This is a genomic window from Verrucomicrobium spinosum DSM 4136 = JCM 18804 (genome assembly GCF_000172155.1).
GTDB classification, from domain to species: Bacteria; Verrucomicrobiota; Verrucomicrobiia; order Verrucomicrobiales; family Verrucomicrobiaceae; genus Verrucomicrobium; species Verrucomicrobium spinosum.
Genome location: NZ_ABIZ01000001.1, coordinates 4,707,066 through 4,724,475, shown reverse-complemented (window position 1 = coordinate 4,724,475; position 17,410 = coordinate 4,707,066). Strand labels below are relative to the sequence as shown.

The 17,410-nt window shown below is 62.4% G+C and carries 13 protein-coding genes; 3 read left to right on the top strand and 10 right to left on the bottom strand.

Translation table 11 applies throughout. From position 1 onward, the window contains the following. Nucleotides 1-1,147: 1,147 nt before the first annotated feature. The 4 genes from VSP_RS36245 to VSP_RS19085 all read right to left on the bottom strand — a co-directional run bounded on the left by VSP_RS36245 (nt 1,148) and on the right by VSP_RS19085 (nt 7,197). Nucleotides 1,148-3,619, bottom strand: a complete 2,472-nt coding sequence (locus tag VSP_RS36245) for a DEAD/DEAH box helicase (protein WP_009962708.1) — start codon at nt 3,617-3,619, stop codon at nt 1,148-1,150. 65 nt (nt 3,620-3,684) lie between these two features. Beyond that, a complete protein-coding gene (locus VSP_RS19100) occupies nt 3,685-6,135 on the bottom strand; it encodes a hypothetical protein (protein WP_009962707.1) in 2,451 nt (816 codons plus the stop codon). Nucleotides 6,136-6,197: 62 nt separating this feature from the next. Continuing rightward, nucleotides 6,198-6,797 (bottom strand): hypothetical protein, encoded by a 600-nt coding sequence (locus VSP_RS19090; protein ID WP_029190575.1) that lies wholly within the window; start codon nt 6,795-6,797, stop codon nt 6,198-6,200. Nucleotides 6,798-6,855: 58 nt separating this feature from the next. Next, nucleotides 6,856-7,197 carry an FmdB family zinc ribbon protein gene (locus VSP_RS19085; RefSeq protein ID WP_009962705.1) on the bottom strand — a complete coding sequence of 114 codons (342 nt, stop codon included), beginning with the start codon at nt 7,195-7,197 and terminating at the stop codon, nt 6,856-6,858. Nucleotides 7,198-7,376: 179 nt separating this feature from the next. Here VSP_RS19085 and VSP_RS43105 point away from each other — a divergent pair, with 179 nt between their 5' ends. Together VSP_RS43105 and VSP_RS19075 are read left to right on the top strand one after the other, a co-directional pair. Beyond that, a complete protein-coding gene (locus VSP_RS43105; protein ID WP_009962704.1) occupies nt 7,377-8,027 on the top strand; it encodes a L,D-transpeptidase family protein in 651 nt (216 codons plus the stop codon). A gap of 23 nt (nt 8,028-8,050) precedes the next feature. Next, nucleotides 8,051-8,383 carry a rhodanese-like domain-containing protein gene (locus VSP_RS19075; protein WP_009962703.1) on the top strand — a complete coding sequence of 111 codons (333 nt, stop codon included), beginning with the start codon at nt 8,051-8,053 and terminating at the stop codon, nt 8,381-8,383. 308 nt (nt 8,384-8,691) lie between these two features. Here the strand turns inward: VSP_RS19075 and VSP_RS19070 are convergent, their stop codons facing one another. From VSP_RS19070 to VSP_RS19045, 6 genes are all read right to left on the bottom strand, one after another. Then, nucleotides 8,692-9,045, bottom strand: a complete 354-nt coding sequence (locus tag VSP_RS19070) for a hypothetical protein (RefSeq protein WP_009962700.1) — start codon at nt 9,043-9,045, stop codon at nt 8,692-8,694. Nucleotides 9,046-9,610: 565 nt separating this feature from the next. Then, on the bottom strand, nt 9,611-10,324 hold the full coding sequence (locus VSP_RS19065) for a zinc metallopeptidase (RefSeq protein WP_009962699.1): 714 nt from the start codon (nt 10,322-10,324) through the stop codon (nt 9,611-9,613). A gap of 66 nt (nt 10,325-10,390) precedes the next feature. Further along, nucleotides 10,391-12,970, bottom strand: coding sequence for an ATP-dependent helicase HrpB (hrpB, locus tag VSP_RS36235; protein WP_009962698.1), 2,580 nt, complete (start codon nt 12,968-12,970; stop codon nt 10,391-10,393). 108 nt (nt 12,971-13,078) lie between these two features. After that, on the bottom strand, nt 13,079-13,624 hold the full coding sequence (locus tag VSP_RS36230) for a DUF4112 domain-containing protein (protein WP_009962697.1): 546 nt from the start codon (nt 13,622-13,624) through the stop codon (nt 13,079-13,081). Between the two features lie 281 nt (nt 13,625-13,905). After that, on the bottom strand, nt 13,906-15,957 hold the full coding sequence (gene rho / locus VSP_RS39660; RefSeq protein WP_081452891.1) for a transcription termination factor Rho: 2,052 nt from the start codon (nt 15,955-15,957) through the stop codon (nt 13,906-13,908). Nucleotides 15,958-16,010: 53 nt separating this feature from the next. Beyond that, complete coding sequence (locus VSP_RS19045) at nt 16,011-16,763, bottom strand: YebC/PmpR family DNA-binding transcriptional regulator (RefSeq protein ID WP_009962695.1); 753 nt, start codon at nt 16,761-16,763, stop codon at nt 16,011-16,013. Nucleotides 16,764-17,138: 375 nt separating this feature from the next. Here VSP_RS19045 and VSP_RS43100 point away from each other — a divergent pair, with 375 nt between their 5' ends. Then, a complete protein-coding gene (locus VSP_RS43100; RefSeq protein ID WP_009962694.1) occupies nt 17,139-17,369 on the top strand; it encodes a hypothetical protein in 231 nt (76 codons plus the stop codon). Nucleotides 17,370-17,410 lie beyond the last annotated feature (41 nt).

Sequence of the window (17,410 nt, the reverse complement as noted above, 5' to 3'; positions counted from 1 at the left end):
CGTTCTGACGAACGCAGCCACGACTGAGGGGCGTGGCGGGGTGGCTTGTGGCTGCATTCGTAAGAATGCGGAGGGTGCTGGATTGGCGGCGGTGTTGGGAGAACGGGGGCTCATTGGGTTCGAGGACGCACCGCGTTCTGACGAACGCAGCCACGACTGAGGGGCGTGGCGGGGTGGCTTGTGGCTGCATTCGTAAGAATGCGGAGGGTGCTGGATTGGCGGCGGTGTCGGGGGAATGTGGTCGCATGGGGTTCGAGGACGCACCGCGTTCTGATGAACGCAGCCACGACTGAGGGGCGTGGCGGGGTGGCTTGTGGCTGCATTCGTAAGAATGCGGAGGGTGCTGGGGTTGGCGGCGGTGTCGGGGGAATGGGGTCGCATGGGGGTCGATGACGCACCGCGTTCTGACGAACGCAGCCACGACTGAGGGGCGTGGCGGGGTGGCTTGTGGCTGCATTCGTAAGAATGCGGAGGGTGCTGGGGTTGGCGGCGGTGTCGGGGGAACGGGGTCGCATTGGGTTCGAGGACGCACCGCGTTCTGACGAATGCAGTCACGACTGAGGGGCGTGGCGGGGTGGCTTGTGGCTGCATTCGTAAGAATGCGGAGGGTGCTGGGGTTGGCGGCGGTGTCGGGGGAACGGGGTCGCGTTGGGTTCGAGGATGCACCGCGTTCTGACGAACGCAGCCACGACTGAGGGGCGTGGCGGGGTGGCTTGTGGCTGCATTCGTAAGAATGCGGAGGGTGCTGGATTGGCGGCGGTGTTGGGAGAAGGGGGGCGCATTGGGTTCGAGGACACACCGCGTTCTGACGAACGCAGCCACGACTGAGGGGCGTGGCGGGGTGGCTTGTGGCTGCATTCGTAAGAATGCGGAGGGTGCTGGATTGGCGGCGGTGTCGGGGGAAGGGGGCGCATTGGGTTCGATGACGCACCGCGTTCTGACGAACGCAGCCACGACTGAGGGGCGTGGCGGGGTGGCTTGTGGCTGCATTCGTAAGAATGCGGAGGGTGCTGGGGTTGGCGGCGGTGTTGGGGAGAGTTGGGGGCGCGGTGGGGTTCTAGGAGACACCCACTCCTCTCGGGTGCCGCCACGGCTCAAGGATGCGCCTTATCCCTCTTCCCTTATCCCTTGACCCTCTCTCTTCCCCTCAATAACGCATGAAGAAATGCTTGGGGCGGTCGTGCTTTTGCTTGGGTGTGAGGGGCGGCACGTGAAAGTTCATGATCAGGGTGCCGGAGCTGGCTTGTTTTTCCAGCAGCAGGGCGCAGGCGGCCTTCAGGTGCTGCCAGCGGTCCCAGTCATGAGCGGGCGCATGCACGACATGGCGCAGGAGGCTGAGCCATTCCACATGCGCACGGGTGAGGTCACCTTCTGCCACGGCGTCTCTCTGCGGAGAGGGGCGGGTCATGCCGCGACCTTCCAGCAGCCCGAGCAGCTCAGCGGTGCCTTCGCCGTAGCCAATGGGGAGGCCGGCCTCCAGATAACCGGCGTGGTTCACATAGCCGTAGATGCCCCGACAGGCGGCGGCCAGGCGTTCGCTGCCGCCGGGTTCGGTCATCTCCAGGCGACAGTCAGATCGGAGGTTGGCCATGTGAATGGCCAGTTCGTCCACAGGATAGGATTCGTCTTCCAGCGCGGCTGCGACGGCGAGACCCTCGCCATGTTGGAAATAACTAAAGATCACGCCGCGGCGGGTGGGAGAGCCGTCGCTGTCCACCAGGCCAAGCATCCGCCAGGCATGCACGGGTGTGCCCGCCCTGGCCGTCTGATCGGGCACGGTGGCGCTCATGTGGATGCCCGTTTCCGTCGCCCGCTGCACGGTGCGCTCCTCTGGTGTCACCACCCAGCGCCCCAGACTGTCCTGCAGGGCGGTGACGAGCTGGGTGGAGTGGTCGAACTGGGCCCACCGCAGGTTGTCCTTCACCGTTGTGCCCAGGAGGTTTGCTCCAGGAAAATGGGGCATGAGCCGCGGAAGGGCCTTTTGGGTGATCTGCTCCTCCGTGAGCACCTCCAGATGGCGGGGAATGTTGAGCAGTTTCCTCAGACTCTGGGTGGGGACGATGCCTTCGCCACCGCCTTCCGGTGGTTTGCCGAGGGCGATTTCGCTCCCATAGAGCTGAACGCCTGACTGGCGGACAAGTTTGAAGATTCTGCCGGGGCCGCCGGGAAGATCTTTCACATAGCTGGCGTCGCCCAAGGCTGCGCCGTGGTAGGAGTGCGTGGCGCGCCAGGCTTCGCCCAGTGAGACCTGTCCTTCCTTGCGCACCTTGAGTTCCTCCCACTGGCCTTCACTGTTGCGGAGTTCATGCCGGGTGCCGGTGAGGCCAAAGAGCGCTCCAGACCTCCCGGATGGGGCGGTGGCGGCAGGATCGGTGGTTGCTTCGAGACCAAGCTCCGGGGGTGCCTTCGCGAACAGACGTTGGGCGAAGTCCAGGGCGGCCTGGAAGGGGTTGAGGCCGTCCAGGGCGGCCCGGCGCATGATGCGCAGAAACAATGGCCAAGAGAGCTTGCTGCTCCGGCGCAAGCGGGCGGGCCGGGCATCTGCCAAGGTGGGGCTGGTGCGGGAGGTGAGCACGTAGCCGCGCTCATCCAGGCCACGACGCCCGGCTCGGCCATACATCTGGAGCAGTTCGTCGGCGGCCAGTTGCTGCTCCATCGTGCCGTCATGGTACATGGTGGAGGAAACATGCACGCTGCGGACGGAGAAGTTGATGCCCGCCGCCAGTCCCATGGTGGAGACGATGACGCGGAGCTGGCCGCCTTTGGCCAGGGGCTCCACCAATCCCGCCCGCACCGGGTAGCTGAGGCCGCTGTGATGGTAGGCAATGCGCTTCTCCAGCAGGGCGGCGACATCCCTGCCGGCCAGTGACTTTTGCTCCTGGGTCAACGAGAGAGGCTCACCTTGGGGCAGTTGATCCGCCAGCTGTCTGGCGATCTTTTCCGCATCCTTTCTCCGGGGGGCGAAGATGAGCAGGGGGCCAAGATCGGCCATCAGAGCGCTGGCGGCAAATTTTGGCCAGTAGCCTTCCAGGCCGCGGACTTTCTGCGGCAGCACTTCCACTGGCATTTCCTCCAGGGGCACGGGGCGTTCTTTCGCAGAGACGACTTCCACGTTGCGACCAATCCGGCGCATCCAGGCCGCCACGTCCTCGGAGTTCTCCACACTGCCGCTCAGGAGCAGGAGCTTGGTGCAGGCTCCCGCCAGAACGATGGCCCCTTCGTAGTGGCTGCCCCGTGCGGGGTCACCGATCATTTGAAACTCGTCGATGACCAGCAGCTCTGGCCCCTGACCGGTGAGGATTCGCTCGATCTGCGTCTCCAGCGTGGCCACCAGCACCGGGGCCTGCACATTCACCGCGCGGTCTCCCGTGGCCAGGCCCACCTTCCAGCCGGCTTCTGTCCATTCCGCGAACTTGTCATTGGCCAGGGCCCGGGTGGGCACGGTGTACACGGCCTGCCCCTTGGGCGGCGAGGCCTTCACAAAGAGCTCAAACACGTAGGTCTTCCCGGCACCGGTTGGCGCACTCACAATGACATCTCTGCCTGCCCGCAGGTGGTTGACCGCGGCGTGCTGCCACAGATCGGGCAGCTTCAGGTGCTGGGTGAGGGCTTCGAACATGTGGCAGCGAGGCGTTTCCGGCGCTGCCACCTGCCGGGGGTGCGGGAAACAACTTTCTCAGGGGGCTATTCCTCGAACTCCTGCTGGATCGCGTCGAGGTACCGGGAGACGGCGTCCGCACGGGGAATGCTCTGTTTGTCCAGATCGTCCCGCAGCTTCATGTAGTCGTCGAAGGCATGGCTGTAGGTCTGCGTCTGGGAGGCTTCGTACCAGTCCACATAGGACTCTGCTGCGCGCGCCATTTCTCGCACCTCCAGGTGGCGCTTGCGGATGGCGGCGAGCTGTTCCGCCACCCCGGTCTCGCGGCCCATGATGAGGCTCTGAATGACGGCGGCGTATTCACCGATGACGGGCCTGTAGAGCGGGTGGGCCCGCAGTTTCACACTGTTGATGTGGTTGAGCGTGCGCTTGAAGATCTCATTGCGATCCTTGCGCTTGCCCAGTTTGGCGAAGTCTTCCAACGGCAGCAGGTTGGGATCCGCCGGCCGGGTGCCCGGCAGGGGGAGGGGGGATCCCGTATTTGTGTCTATATCTGGAGGGGGCGGGGTGGGGTCACCCGTAAGGAACGGCAGGCCCAGGGGCATCTCGGGCGAGGCCATGTGAGAATCCCCGGGGGCAGGGGGCACCGGCGAGAGACCGGGAGGAAGCGGCTCATCGGGGCGGCGTTCACCTGCGCTGGCTGGCATGGCGAGCTCCGGCACGGCATTGAGATCAGTCCCGGCGGGCAATTCACCAGGAGTCTTGACGGGCTCATTATGGTTCCCTGGAGCAGGCGGGCCTACGAATTCGGGATCAGCGGGGACAATGGCAGGCGCCACCTCTTCCTTGGGCGCGGCTTCGGGCTTGTCCGCCTCCTTCCCTTTGTCTTTGCCCGTGCCCTTGGTCTCAGCTTCCACCTTGGCAGGTTGGTCCGCATTGGAGGCTTCTTTCCCTAGGGTCGTGGGTTTCGCAGCGGTTTTTTCGACCGTTTCAGCCTGGGGCTTTTTCGTTTGAGCAGCCTTTTGGGCAGTTGTAGCAGGCTTGTTGGTCTCTGCCGGGGCGGGCGCGGGTTGAGACTCTTCTTTTTTGCGGCCAAAGAGGCCGCGGAACCCTCGGGGCTTCTTGGGTTCCTCAACGGGAGTTGTTGCTGCCGCGGCGGGACTGTTGCCTGAGGCAGGAGTCGAAGGTTTGGCGGGAGTCTGGCCGTCAACATCCTCCGGCTTGGCCCTCACTGGCGCAGCAATCTTGCGACCACCGTTGAAGTTGAAGAACCCACGCTTCTTGGGGCTCTCTTCCGGCGCGGGTGTCGCAGGGGTGTTGGCAGGCTGGGGTGTGGCTGTAGGTGCCGGAGCGGGAGCGGGCTGCGGCGGAGTCGCCGTCTCCTCCTTGTCGGTCTCGGAGTTAGGTTCCTCGTCCTTGTCCTTCCGGCCGAAGCGGAACCAGCTGCGGGATTTCTTCTCGGACTGGGAGTCTGTGGGTGTCGGTTGAGCCTCGGTGGCGTTGCCCGAGGTCGGCTTGTTGCCGGAGCTGGCATGCTGCTCTGGCAAGCGTAAGGTGAGAGCAGGTTCCAGCGCCTCCTCCGTCTGCACGTAGGTCATGGCTTCGAACGTGGAAGGCGTCGCCAGGGATGCCATCTGCAGGGTCCACCATTTTTCCAGGCTGTTCTTGGAGACGCCCAGCGTGGGGAAATGCTCCTTTAGCAGTTCACGGTCGCCCTTTTTACCGTTGGCAAGGGCGCTGAGGAAGCGGGAAAAGCGCAGGCCGCCATCGGCCTGATCCAGAAGGGCCAGCACCAGGGCGCAGGAGGAGGTTTCATAGATCCCACGGGCCAGGGCATCGAGCTCCTTGGGGTCCGCCTCAATGATGCGGTCGATGCTGTACACCTGGCCGCTGCGAAACACGGCGGCAAAGAGGGCACTGGGCCGGCTGCGGCTGCGGAACTCCATGGCCTGGGTCACCCCCGTGAGCAGCCATCCAGAGAGGAGCTGGCTGCGGGTGGTCTGCACCTCCTTGTGGTTGCGCAGGATGCGCTCCGCCAGGAGCATGCGAACGAGCTCCTTGGAGAAGTCCTCAGTGTTGAAGTCCTTGCGCAACTCCACATTGATCTGCAGGTGAAAGCCCCCGTACGCCAGCTGGCTGAAGCTGGTCGTGATGACCGGCTCGCTCAGATTGATGTTCGGCGGGGTCTTGAGCACCACGACGATGGGCAGGGCGAAACGCCCGTCGTCCTTGAGCAGGCGCCCCAGGTCGGAGGCGATGTCCTCGCACAGCAGGCAGAAGGCACCGCGGGTCTGGAGGTCAGCTCCGTACACGATAAACTGCTTGGTGGCACTGGTGGAGCTGGTCACCTGTGCGCTCGTATTCACCGAGGTGACGGCACCGGAAGTGGCCGGCGTGCCTGGTGTGGTGGAGGTTGCAGGCGCAGTCAGCAGCCCCTGCTGCGACTGGACAGGAGGGGGTAGGGAGGAGGGGCTTTGGGCTGGGCCTTGGACCGCGAAGGCGATGGTCAAGGCAGGCAAAATGGAGGCCAGTCTCATGCGGGATGGGGCGCGGGAGGCTTGCTTGCCCGAGGGCTTGCTTGCTGCGTTTGCGGACGTGCTTACTTGAGGGCTTCTGAGCGCGGATCGAGGATCAATCTGTCCTTCTCAAAGCGGATCTTGTTCATTTGAAACAGGGTGTAAATCTCGACTTCGAGGCCCTTTGTCATCGTGTGCAGTGGGGGCAGGAGGGTGCACAGGATGCCTCGGGGCAGGGGGAGTTGACCAAAGCGGCCATGGCGGGGCTCAATTATGAACTGCCCGCCGCGCCGGTCGATGGTAAAATTCAGGGTCGCTGTGGAAACCAGGCCAAAAGGGCCTTTCCATGAGAAGCAGGCCTTTGACTCATCTGCCTCGAAGTCCAGTGCTACCCGGTCAAACTTCGTACCCAGCAGGCTCGCGAAGGTCTGGCGACCCTCCAATGCGCTGGCGAGGTAGCGGTTCACCTCGGCTTCGGTGATCTGCATCTCCGCGTTGCGCCGGAAAACAGCCTGCTCCATACGGTCGAGCAGGGCGGGAGGTGCCGGTTTGGCGGTGCCTTCCGGCGCTGGCTCCAGACCCTGAATCTGTGACCAGTCCGCAGGGCGGTGCATCTGGAACACAGCCGCCAGCAGGAAGCTGAACCACAGCAGGATGCAGCAGTTGGTAAGGAAGCGCAGCACGGGCAATCGAAGGAGGAGGGATGCCGGAACGCGCGGGCCCGGAAGCCCGCCGGTGGCATCAAGCTGCCTTGGGCGAAGGCGAGGTGCTGGAGGAAGCGGACGAGCTGCTGCCGCTGGAGGGGGAGGAAGCCGTTGAGCTGGAGCCCGAGCTCGAACTGCTGCTGCTGGAACTGGAGCTGGCGCTGTCCTGCTTGGCCGCTGCCTTGTAGGAATCACTGCGATAGTCCGTGATGTAGAAGCCTGTGCCCTTGAAGATGAGCCCTGCTCCGCGTCCGATCTTGCGCTTCACCGGACCGGCACACTCCTGCTGGGGGCAGTCTTTCAGGTGCGGGTCTTTCATGGACTGCACGGTCTCGAATTGATGACCGCAGGTGGTGCATTCGTATTCGTAGGTCGGCATGGTGGATGCTGGGATGGTAAGGAGATGAGACGGAATCAGACTGATGGCCCATGCAGGCGGGACTGGCAAGGGCAAAGACAACGTTGGAAATACGTCCAACGAGAGGGGAATAGCACGGCGGAGGATGGACTTTCCTACGGGAGTGTTTCATAGTTTGGGACCTCCCCCCAAAAGTCTCGATGCAAAACCTCCGCAAGCTCTGCACTCTCCGCCGGTTGTTGCCGCTGGTTGCCGCTTCCGCCGCTCTTTCTGGCCTCACCAGTTGTGCAGATTTCTACTACTATGGGCCGTCCACCACCCTGCGTGGGCAGACCCAGTACATGGAGGGGTATGACCCCGGCCTGCCGAGGGGGCAGCAATTCCGCCAGACCGACAGCTCCTCCTGGTGGCGAGGTGACGGCGTTCCTGGTCCCGCCAAGGTGGTGATCTCCCTGGGGCAGCAGCGTGCTTTCTTCTACAAAGGCGGTGAACTGGTGGGTGAATCCGCCATCTCCTCCGGCGACGAGCAGCATCCGACCCCGACCGGACGGTACTCGATTTCCCAAAAGAACGCGGACCACAAGTCCAGCCAGTACGGAGACTATGTGGATAGCTCCGGCAACGTGGTGGTGGAGAATATCGACCGTCACTCGGATCCCCAGCCTCCCGGCACCCGGTACGATGGGGCCATTATGCCCTACTTCATGCGCTTCACCGGCGGCATCGGCATGCATGCAGGCTATCTGCCTGGCTACCCGGCCTCACATGGCTGCGTGCGCATGCCGCGCGACATGGCCCAGGCTTTCTTCCGCAACGTGAGCGTGGGGACCCCGGTGGAGGTGGTGTATTGACACGTTGGCTGGCCGAGTGATCGATGGATACTGACATCAGCCCCGAAGAACTGGACCAGCTCATGAAGCAGGATGGGCCGCGTCCCTTCCGTCTCATTGATGTGCGGGAGGAGGACGAGTTCCACATCTGCAAGCTGGAATCGGCCGAGCTCATCCCGCTATCCCGGTTCATGGAATCGGCCCCCGTCCGACTGGTGGACAAGGACAAGCCCATCGTCGTGTACTGCCATCACGGCATGCGCTCCGCCCGTGCCGCCGCCGCTCTGCGGCATATGGGGTACAAGGAAGTTTACAACCTCACCGGCGGCATTGAGGTCTGGGCGGTGCGGATTGATCCGACGATGCGGAGATACTAGGAAATTAGAAATTAGAAATTAGAAATGATGAATTAGAAATGAGCTGCCTGTAGCTCTGCCAGAGTCTGTCTGACTTGCCTGGAACGTCTTCGGCAGACGGAAGGGGTCGGAGGTATTTCCTCGAACAAAAGTGGCCACCAGCCCGACGGTGAAGAGCTTTCAGCGAGCCACCGGCATCATCGGCACAGATTGAAACGGTGTATTCGAAGGTCCCATCTGGAGTTTTCAGTTCAAACGCCCTGGAGCTGGGGAGAGACATGGGACAGGGGGGATGGAGGGGCACCTCAAACGTCGTATACAGTGCTCAACTAGGAAGACAACGTAGTCGATTTGGAACGCCTGACTAACCGCCACAGCCTGCGCAGCCCAAGTGCCGATGTGCAAAGCACCAGACTGGGGATCCAGCCTGCGATGAGCATGCCCGCAGCGCCGGGGCCGTCAGGAAAGTATTCGTATATCCGCTTTTCATGGAAAAGAGTGGCAAAGGCAGCGGGCAAGAACAGGCAGACGGCGAACCCCCAAAGGATAAAACAGAGATACCCCAGGCCCACTGAAGCCCAAAACCTGCCCGAAACGAGCACCCGATAGACAGGGATTGTGATCGCGAGGGCAAATGCCAGAATCTGCGAGAAGTTGATCAGCAAGATTTGGATCGGAGTCATTGAACCGGCTTAAGTAGGGCAGCGAACCAAATGCCTTAAATCATGACGAAAAGTCAGCCAATGATCGAGACAAAAAGGGTGTGGGGCGCAATTTGGACTAGGCCACCTGCGAGCATGTCCATCTTGTTCCGTAGCTTCTGGCCAATTGTTCCAAATGGTTCATCGGATGAAGTCTGCAAGTTCGTTGATCTGGTTCAATCCTTCAATTCGCAGACCTGCCCGCGGGTGATCGGAGTGTCTAGTCGGCAGGTGGCAGGAATGCCACTTCAGACGGGCCCGGTCTCATCAAGTCAGCCCACGATGAGCATCCCTGAATGACGCCGGGCCTACAGCCCTCTACATCTAAAACCAACGCCCACCTTGGGCGTTGCCCAAGGCTGTCATCACTCCGGGCTTTCAGCCCTCAGCTCGTTTGCAAAAAGGAGAACATCGGCCTCGCCACATTTTCCCGGATGGCGTGGCATTGCTGAGGCCCAATTGGGGCCTCCATTCCTAATTCCTAATTCATCATTTCTAATTTCTGACGTGCCTCTGTGGTTAATCCGAAACTCCTATCCCCCCCGACTCACTTCTTCGGCGGAGTCTTCTGATTTGGGCGCAGTTTCCCGCCCATCGGCAGCAGGCCGTAGAAGAAATAGGCGGGGGATTTCAGGAAAATACCCGTGTCGCGCCAGGCGATGCGGGGGAGGATGACGGCGAAGACGTCGATGAGGGAGGCGTGGCGTTTGAGCTTCTGCTCGATCCAGGCCATGACGCGTTGTGAGGCGTTGAACTCCACCGGGATGCTGAGCACGTTCACCAGCATGATGAGAGCGCAGAGGGCGGAGCACACCATCATGACGCGGGTGGCGGGCATGCGCTTGAGCACCATGAGGATGAGGCACACCAGAGCCACCAGGGTGGGGGCGTAGCGGGTGAGGCGGATGTTGCCCTGCCGCCACTGGAAGGCCTTGGCGGAATCTCCCTCATGGGTGGCGTGGGCGGCCTCATGCAGGGCGACGGCCCAGGAGCCGGCATCGGTGCCGCTGGAGATTGCCCGGTCGAGGAAGAGGCATTTACGCTTGGGGTCGTAGTAGTTCGTGATCAGGGCGTTGTGCTCCATGATGGTCACCTTCGTGGCACCCATTTCATCCAGGAACTCGCGGGCTGCTTCTGCCGCGGTCTGTGCGCCTGGCACGGTGTGGATGGAACCTGCCTTGAGCGCATCTTCATACCGACGGGCAGCAAAGCGCGCGATACCGAGGGTGATGAAAAGAATGATGAGGAAAATGCCGATCATGAGATCTGGGGAGGGAAGAGGGGTGGGGGAAGTCGCGTGAGGTTGGAGGCTGGTCTTCGTTTTTTGCTATCTCCACTCGTGCCGTGGGTAGCGGCCTCGTAACTGGGTTTTCACCGCCTGGTAGCTGGTCTTCCAGAAGCTGCCGAGGTCACCTGTGGTCTGCACGGGGCGCTGGCTGGGGGCGAGAATCTCCACCAGAACGCTGACCTTGCCTCCAGCAATACGCGGATTCTCCAGGGTATCATACAGGTGCTGCAGGATCACGGCCATCTGCGGCGGGGCGTTGTCGCGGTACTCCACCCGGGCGGTGCGTCCACTGGCGAGCTTCACGCGCTCCGGGGCGTATTGCTCCAGCATGTCCCGGTGGGCGGCGGAGAGCCAGGCGTGCAGGGCGGAGTCGGGGGTGCGGTCCTTGATCTGGCGGTACGCCGTGGCACCGTAGCAGATCTGCTCGATGAGCAGGCGGCGGTCTTCCTCAGTGATGGTGGGCAACTCCAGCTCGGGCATCCAGATGGCCAGACAGTTGAGCCGGGTGATCCACTGCTCGGTCTTCTCCGTCCAGGTCGGGAGGTCCAGGCGCTTGGAGACGATCTCCTCCGCCAGCAGCGTGGCGGCCAGCCCCAGATTGGGCTCGCCGCGCTCGCGGCTGTGCAGCACCAGATCGCGGAAGCGCGTCTGCTCCAGGTTCATCACGCGCTTGTTGATGGCATCATACGCCACGTGGAAACCGGAGGTGACGTCGGTGGGGAAGAGCTCCCGCAGCCAGGTTTCCTCGATCCGTGTCACCAGGTTCAGTTTCACTTGGAGTGCTTTGCCCTGGATCTCGGCGATCTCCGCTGCCACCAGCAGGGGCGGTGGCTTGATGTGGGCGTCTTTTTCCAAATGGCCTTTGTAACCGGCAGCCAGGGCGTAAACTCGCGAACCCGATGCGGTCTCCACGCCGAGGTGGTCGGAGAAGGCGGAGAGGATGGCGCGGGCGAGATCCTCCGCACGGGGCGGGGGCACATCCTCGTTGTTCATCTGCGCGCGGTTGGCCAGCCCCATGCGGCGGCACAGGCCACCGATTTGCTCGTAGGTGCGCATGGCATCGTGCGCTGCACGCGCATGGATGCCATAGGGTGCGCAGGCCGTGGGGTCAAACTTGGTGGAGGCGGCCTTGTCGAACGCGCGCATCAGCGCCTGGAACTCGCTCAAGTCGTCGCGTTGGAAGAAGTCTTCCTGCTTGCGTTTGGTCAGCTCCGTGGGCTTCATCAGGAGGTCGCGCCCCTGTGCCAGCGCGGCACAGAGGGCGGCGTCTTCCAGGCAGTTGAACTCTGCCGCCGTGATGAGCATGCGGGAGAAGCGCGGATGCAGCGGGAAGGCGCTCATCTGGCGACCGAGCTCTGTCAAAGAGCCGTCCTGACCCTGGATGGCGCCGAGTGCGGCGAGCAATCCTGTGGCGCGATGGGCCGATTCCTCGGTAGGAGATTCGTACCAGTCGAAGGTCATGCCGGCAGCCTTGGTCACCACTTTGAGGGTGAGAAAGGCCTCGCTCAGGTCCAGCCGGCGGATTTCCGGCAGTTCGTTCTCCGCCCGATGCAGATGCTCCCGCTCCGGCCAGAGGCGGACGCCCATGCCGGGGCCCAGACGACCTGCGCGACCGGAACGTTGCTCCGCACTGGCGCGGCTGATTTTCTGCACCGTGAGGGTGTTGATGCCACGGCGGGCGTCGTAAGAGGAGATGCGGGCCAGGCCACTGTCGATGACGGCGCGCACGCCCTCGATGGTGAGGGAGGTTTCTGCGACGTTCGTGCTCACGATGATGCGGCGGCCCTGACCGGGCTGGAGCACCTCGTCCTGCTGTTGAGGGGGCAGCTCGCCATGCAGTGGGAGAATGCGGTAGCCGCGGGCAAAACTGCGGCCCTGCAGGGCGGAAATGGTCTTGCGGATCTCGTGGCCACCCGGCATGAAAATGAGGATGTCATCCTGCACGCCGCGGGTGGTGACGAGGTCCTCCGCCGCGCGGGCGGCCTGGTCCCAGATGGCTTCCTCGAACCCGCGTTTGTCGCGTTGCGGTGCCTGGTAGGAGATGCTCACCGGGAAGGTGCGGCCCTCAGAGTCGAAGATCTCGCACGGGTTCATGAACTCCCGCAGCGGCTCCGGTGTGATGGTGGCAGACATCACGATGATGCGCAGGTCCGGCCGGTGCACGGCCTGGATGGCGCGGGCCCAGGCCAGGCAGAGATCGCCGTCCAGATGGCGCTCGTGGAATTCATCGATCACCAGGCATCCTACCTTGCCAAGGGTGGGATCATCCAGCAGATGGCGGAGCATCACGCCCTCTGTCACAAACAGGATGCGCGTGCGGGCGCTGCTGACATTTTCAAAACGCACTTGATAGCCGACTTCCTCACCGAGGCGGACACCGCGCTCCGAGGCCACGCGGGCAGCCAGCATGCGGGCGGCAATGCGGCGGGGCTGTAGTACCACGATGCGTTTATCCCCGGCCAGATCATGGTCCAGCAGCATCTGGGGCACTTGCGTGGACTTCCCGGAACCCGTAGGGGCTTTCACCACGGCATTGGCCCTTTTCGATGTGCGGTTGAACCATCCGACGAGCGGATTGCGAATGGCTTCAATGGGGAGATGGGACGTGCGAACTGACACCCCTCGTTGTGCCGCAAAGTTGGGGGGATGGCAACGGGAGAGACAGAAGACTTGAAGACAGAAGACGAAAGACCTGACGTGGGAACGAAGGGCCCGCCACCGTCTGCCTCAGTTCTGGAATACTGCGGCCCAGAGGGCGCGGGCGACGAGGAACCAGACAAAGATCCAGAACATGAGCAGCACGAACCACACGCCGATGAAGCCCGCTAGGAACCAGCGACTGCTGCGTCGCACGGTGCGGTCGCCAGTCTTCCAGCGGTTGAGCAGGCGGAGGTTCCGGGAGTTGGACTTGAACCAGACGGAGAACAGATCGCCGAGGCCGGGAATCGTCCCAATCGCGTCGTTGATCAAAACATTGGCCCCCATGCGGATCAGCACGGAGATGGGAAGGCCGCTGCGGATGCCCTCGGTCACGAGCACAAGGCCGACGCTGGAGGCGAGCAGATCTCCCAGTCCGGGGACGAGACCAATGATGGGGTCCAGTCCCACGCGGAAGTTCGTGCCGGGGATCCGGATGAAGTCATCCATCCACCGGGCGATGATGCGTGAGATCTCGGAGGCATTGTCGCCATCACGGCCGACGGGGGCACGGCCCTTCCCGTCAGGCGGAAGGACGTCCACATCCACATTGAGGGGGCGTTTGGTAGCGGGCATGGGCTGGAGGGAGGGAAGGGGGGTAAGGGCCAGGGGAGAGGGAAGGGCCCGCGATGAAGGTCCGACATTCAATGGCGGGTGGCGTTGAATGTGGGCGGGGGATTTGGGCGGGGGATTTGGGCGGGGGCGTTGTTTAGAGTGAATCGTGGGAGAGAGCGTTGACGCATCGAACTTTTGTGGCGGGGGGGTAGGTCAGCCTCTGATCCTGTTCTGGGTGCAAAAAAGAAGCCGCTGAATCAGCGGCTTCTCTGCGGGAAACGGTAGTTTGTTGCTGGCTGGCCCTATGATGTGCGGCCGGGGAGCTCCACGAGCATCTGGGCGTTGTTGGGGAAACGTTCCATGAGGGAGATGACGCGCTGGATGGCTTCCATGGGCTTATGACCCGCCAGGCCGCGGCGCAGCAGGTGCACTTTCTCCATCTGGAAGGCAGGCAGAAGCAGTTCTTCACGGCGGGTGCCGGAGCGGAAGATGTTCACCGCCGGGTAGATGTACTGCTCGGCGATTTTGCGATCCAGCACCAGTTCGAGGTTGCCCGTGCCTTTGAACTCCTGGAAGATGAGTTCATCCATGCGGCTGTTTGTCTCGATCAGCGTGGTGGCAAGAATGGTGAGGGAGCCAGCATCGCGAGTATTGCGGGCGGCAGCGAAGAGGCGGCGGGGCACCTCCAGAGCACCTACGCCCACACCACCACTCATGGTGGCACCGTGCTTCTGGGCGTTGTTGAATGCGCGTCCCATGCGGGTGATGGAATCCAGGAGCATGAACACATGCTGACCGGCTTCGACGAGCCGCTTGGCACGCTCGATCGCAAAGAGAGCGGTGCGCAGGTGGCTCTTCATATCGCTGTCGTTGGAGCTGGCATGAATCTCCGCGGTGGGCAGGGCGCGGCGGAACTCGGTCACTTCTTCGGGACGCTCATCCACCAGCAGAATCATGAGGTGCATCTGGGGATGGTTCTGCACCACGGCCTCAGCGATATGCTGGAGCAGGGTGGTCTTGCCAGCGCGTGGCGGGGCCACAATGAGGCCGCGCTGACCGCGACCTACGGGCGTGATCAGGTCCATGATACGCGTCGTAAGACGGTCGGGCCGCGTCTCCAGCTGGATTCGCTTGTTGGGATTGATGGCCTTGAGCTCCTCAAAGAGCGGCAGGTTGCGCACCTTCTCAGGTTCGAGCCCGTTAACCTCAGTAATCTCCGTGACCTGTGGTCCACGATGTCCTTCGCGATGGATGCCCTTGATGAACATGCCTTCGCGCAGGCCAAGATTGCGGACAAACTCGGGCGAGACCCACGGGTCCTGGGCGTATTGGGCGAAAAGGCGGCTCTTCTGGCGGAGAAAGCCGTAGCCCTTGGGGGTCATTTCCAGGATGCCTTCAGAGGGTTCCGGTGGGCCAAGCGGCCGTTCCGGAGCTGGTTGGATGGGCTGCGGGGCATCGCCAGGGTGGCCATCCTGGCCGTGACGCGGCTTGTTGCGGAAGCGGTCCTTGAAACGCTCACGCTTGTTCCATTTGCCGCCCTGCCGATGTTCACGCTGGTCCTGGCCATGTCCTTGTCCCTGGCCGGGGTGGGGGCCGGGGGCGTAGGCCTGGTTCTCACGGCTTTCACCTTGGGATTGGGATTCGCCTGCATTCTCGCGGTACTGACCTTCCCCGCCATGGGAGGCGCCGTGTTGCGAATGTCTCGGCTGGGGGTACTTGCTCTGGTGACGGCGGCCGTACTGCTGATTGCGGGAATATTCCTGGGGGGGCTGCTGGGGCCGCGGCTGAAACTGCGGATGGCTGGCACCTTCATGAGCGGAGGCGGGAGCGGGGCCTGCGACGGGGGCTGACTGGGCGGAGGGAGCGGGTGCTGGTGCCGATATCGGTGCCGCAGGAGGTGCGTATTCTACCACCGGAGGCGCGACCACCGGCTTGGGGGCAGGAGCGGGTACTGAAACGGGGGCCGGGCCAGGTTCTGGTGCGGATGCCTCGCTTCGGGGGGCCTTGGGGGTCTTGGCAGCTGTGGCACGTGCTTTGGCAGCCTTTTTTGCAGGAGCAGCGGATTTGGCAGGTGCGGGAGCCTCTACCGGGAGGGGAGGTGGAGCAGGCGGCGACTTCTCACCAGCCACTTTCCTGGCGGTTTTCTTTGATGCCTTTTTGGCAGCGACTTTCTTGGTCGTGCTTGGGACCACGGGTGCGCTTTGGGGCTCGTCAGAGAACAAGGAGCCAGCGGAGCTGCTGCGGACGGCAGGCTTGGCCGCTTTTTTGGCAGCACGCTTTTTGGTTGCACCGATGCCGCGAGCCGAATCTGGAGCCAGCGGGAAGAGCGTGTCGGCCAGAGGTGCGGGGTGCATAATGAGGTCTTCAGGCATTGTAAGAATCGTCGAAGAGATAATCTGACGCTGGCTCACTCTGAGAGCTGGGCTGCGACATCGTCCGCGATCTCGAAGTTCGCATGGACATTCTGGGTGTCGTCGTAGTCGTCCAGTTGGTCGTAGAGTTTCAGGAAAGCGCGTGCGGTGGCCACATCTGTGAGGGTGACCGTGGTGGAAGGCTGATAAACTAGCTGCTGCGAGCGAGGTGAGACGCCTTTGGCCTGGAGCGCACCGCCCACGGCAAAAAGCTGGTCTTGAGCCGTGTAGATGACCCAGTCATCCTCACCATCCACCATGTCCTCGCCGCCGGACTCCAAGGCCAGCTCCATTGCAGCATCCTCTGTGAGGGTGCCTTTGTCCAGGCGGATTTCTCCCCGGCGCTGGAACAGGTAGCTCACGCTGCCAGCATCGGCGAAGGTCCCACCCAGCTTGCTCATGATGAGCCGGATATCCGCGACGGCGCGGTTGCGATTGTCGGTAACCACCTCAATGAGCATGGCGACTCCACCCTGGCCGTAGCCCTCGTACACGATCTCTTCCAGCGACGCGCCACCGAGTTCGCCCGCGCCCTTTTTGATGGCGCGTTCGATGTTGTCTCCGGGCATGTTCATAGCGCGAGCATTGAGAATGGCGGTGCGAAGCCGGGCGTTCAGTTCAGGGTTTGAACCGCCCAGCTTGGCAGCGAGGGTGAGTTCCTTGCTGAATTTGCTGAAAACTTTGCCGCGTTTCGCGTCAACAACGGCTTTGATATGTTTGACCTTCGACCATTTGTTGTGGCCTGCCATGCAAAAAATAGAGCTGGGATTGGGAGTGGGGAGGCCGGGCTGTCCGGCGCATGTGGATGCCTGAAGAGAGAACCATCAATGAACGAAGTCGGGCGATTCAAGGGTTGGCTCCTGCCGAAAAAACACCATATAGGTCGCATCTGCTGCGGCTTTCTGGGCGGGAGAACCGTTGCGCGGGAGGCAACTTCGGTCACATGCGCGGGCTTGCGAGCCCGTCGACATCCTGAGTGTGAATGATAACGGCGGCTCGCGCAACCCCTTTTTTATTCCGTTGCGGAGGGGGGTGCCGGAGGACAAGTGCCTTTCGCGTAACTTTCGTCTTGCTTCCTGCGTGGGCCGGTGGAAAGCTGACCGCCGTTTTTCAATCTGAATATCATGGGACAACAGCACAGCAAAATCATCAAGCGCCGCCGCCGCAAGGCTTACCTCGAACGTAAGAAGGCGCTTGCCAAGTCCGGCGTGGTTCGGAAATCCTCCCGCGTCAAGGCGGAGGCGGGTTCCGACGAGAAGAAGGCAGCCAAAAAGCCTGCGGCCAAAAAGAGCACCAAGGCTCCTGCCGTGAAGAAGGCGGAAGGCAAGGCTCCCGAAGCTGAAGAGCAGGCCTAGTCCGGCCAGGTGAGTCTTTTTTAATCTTTTGAGTGGCGGGG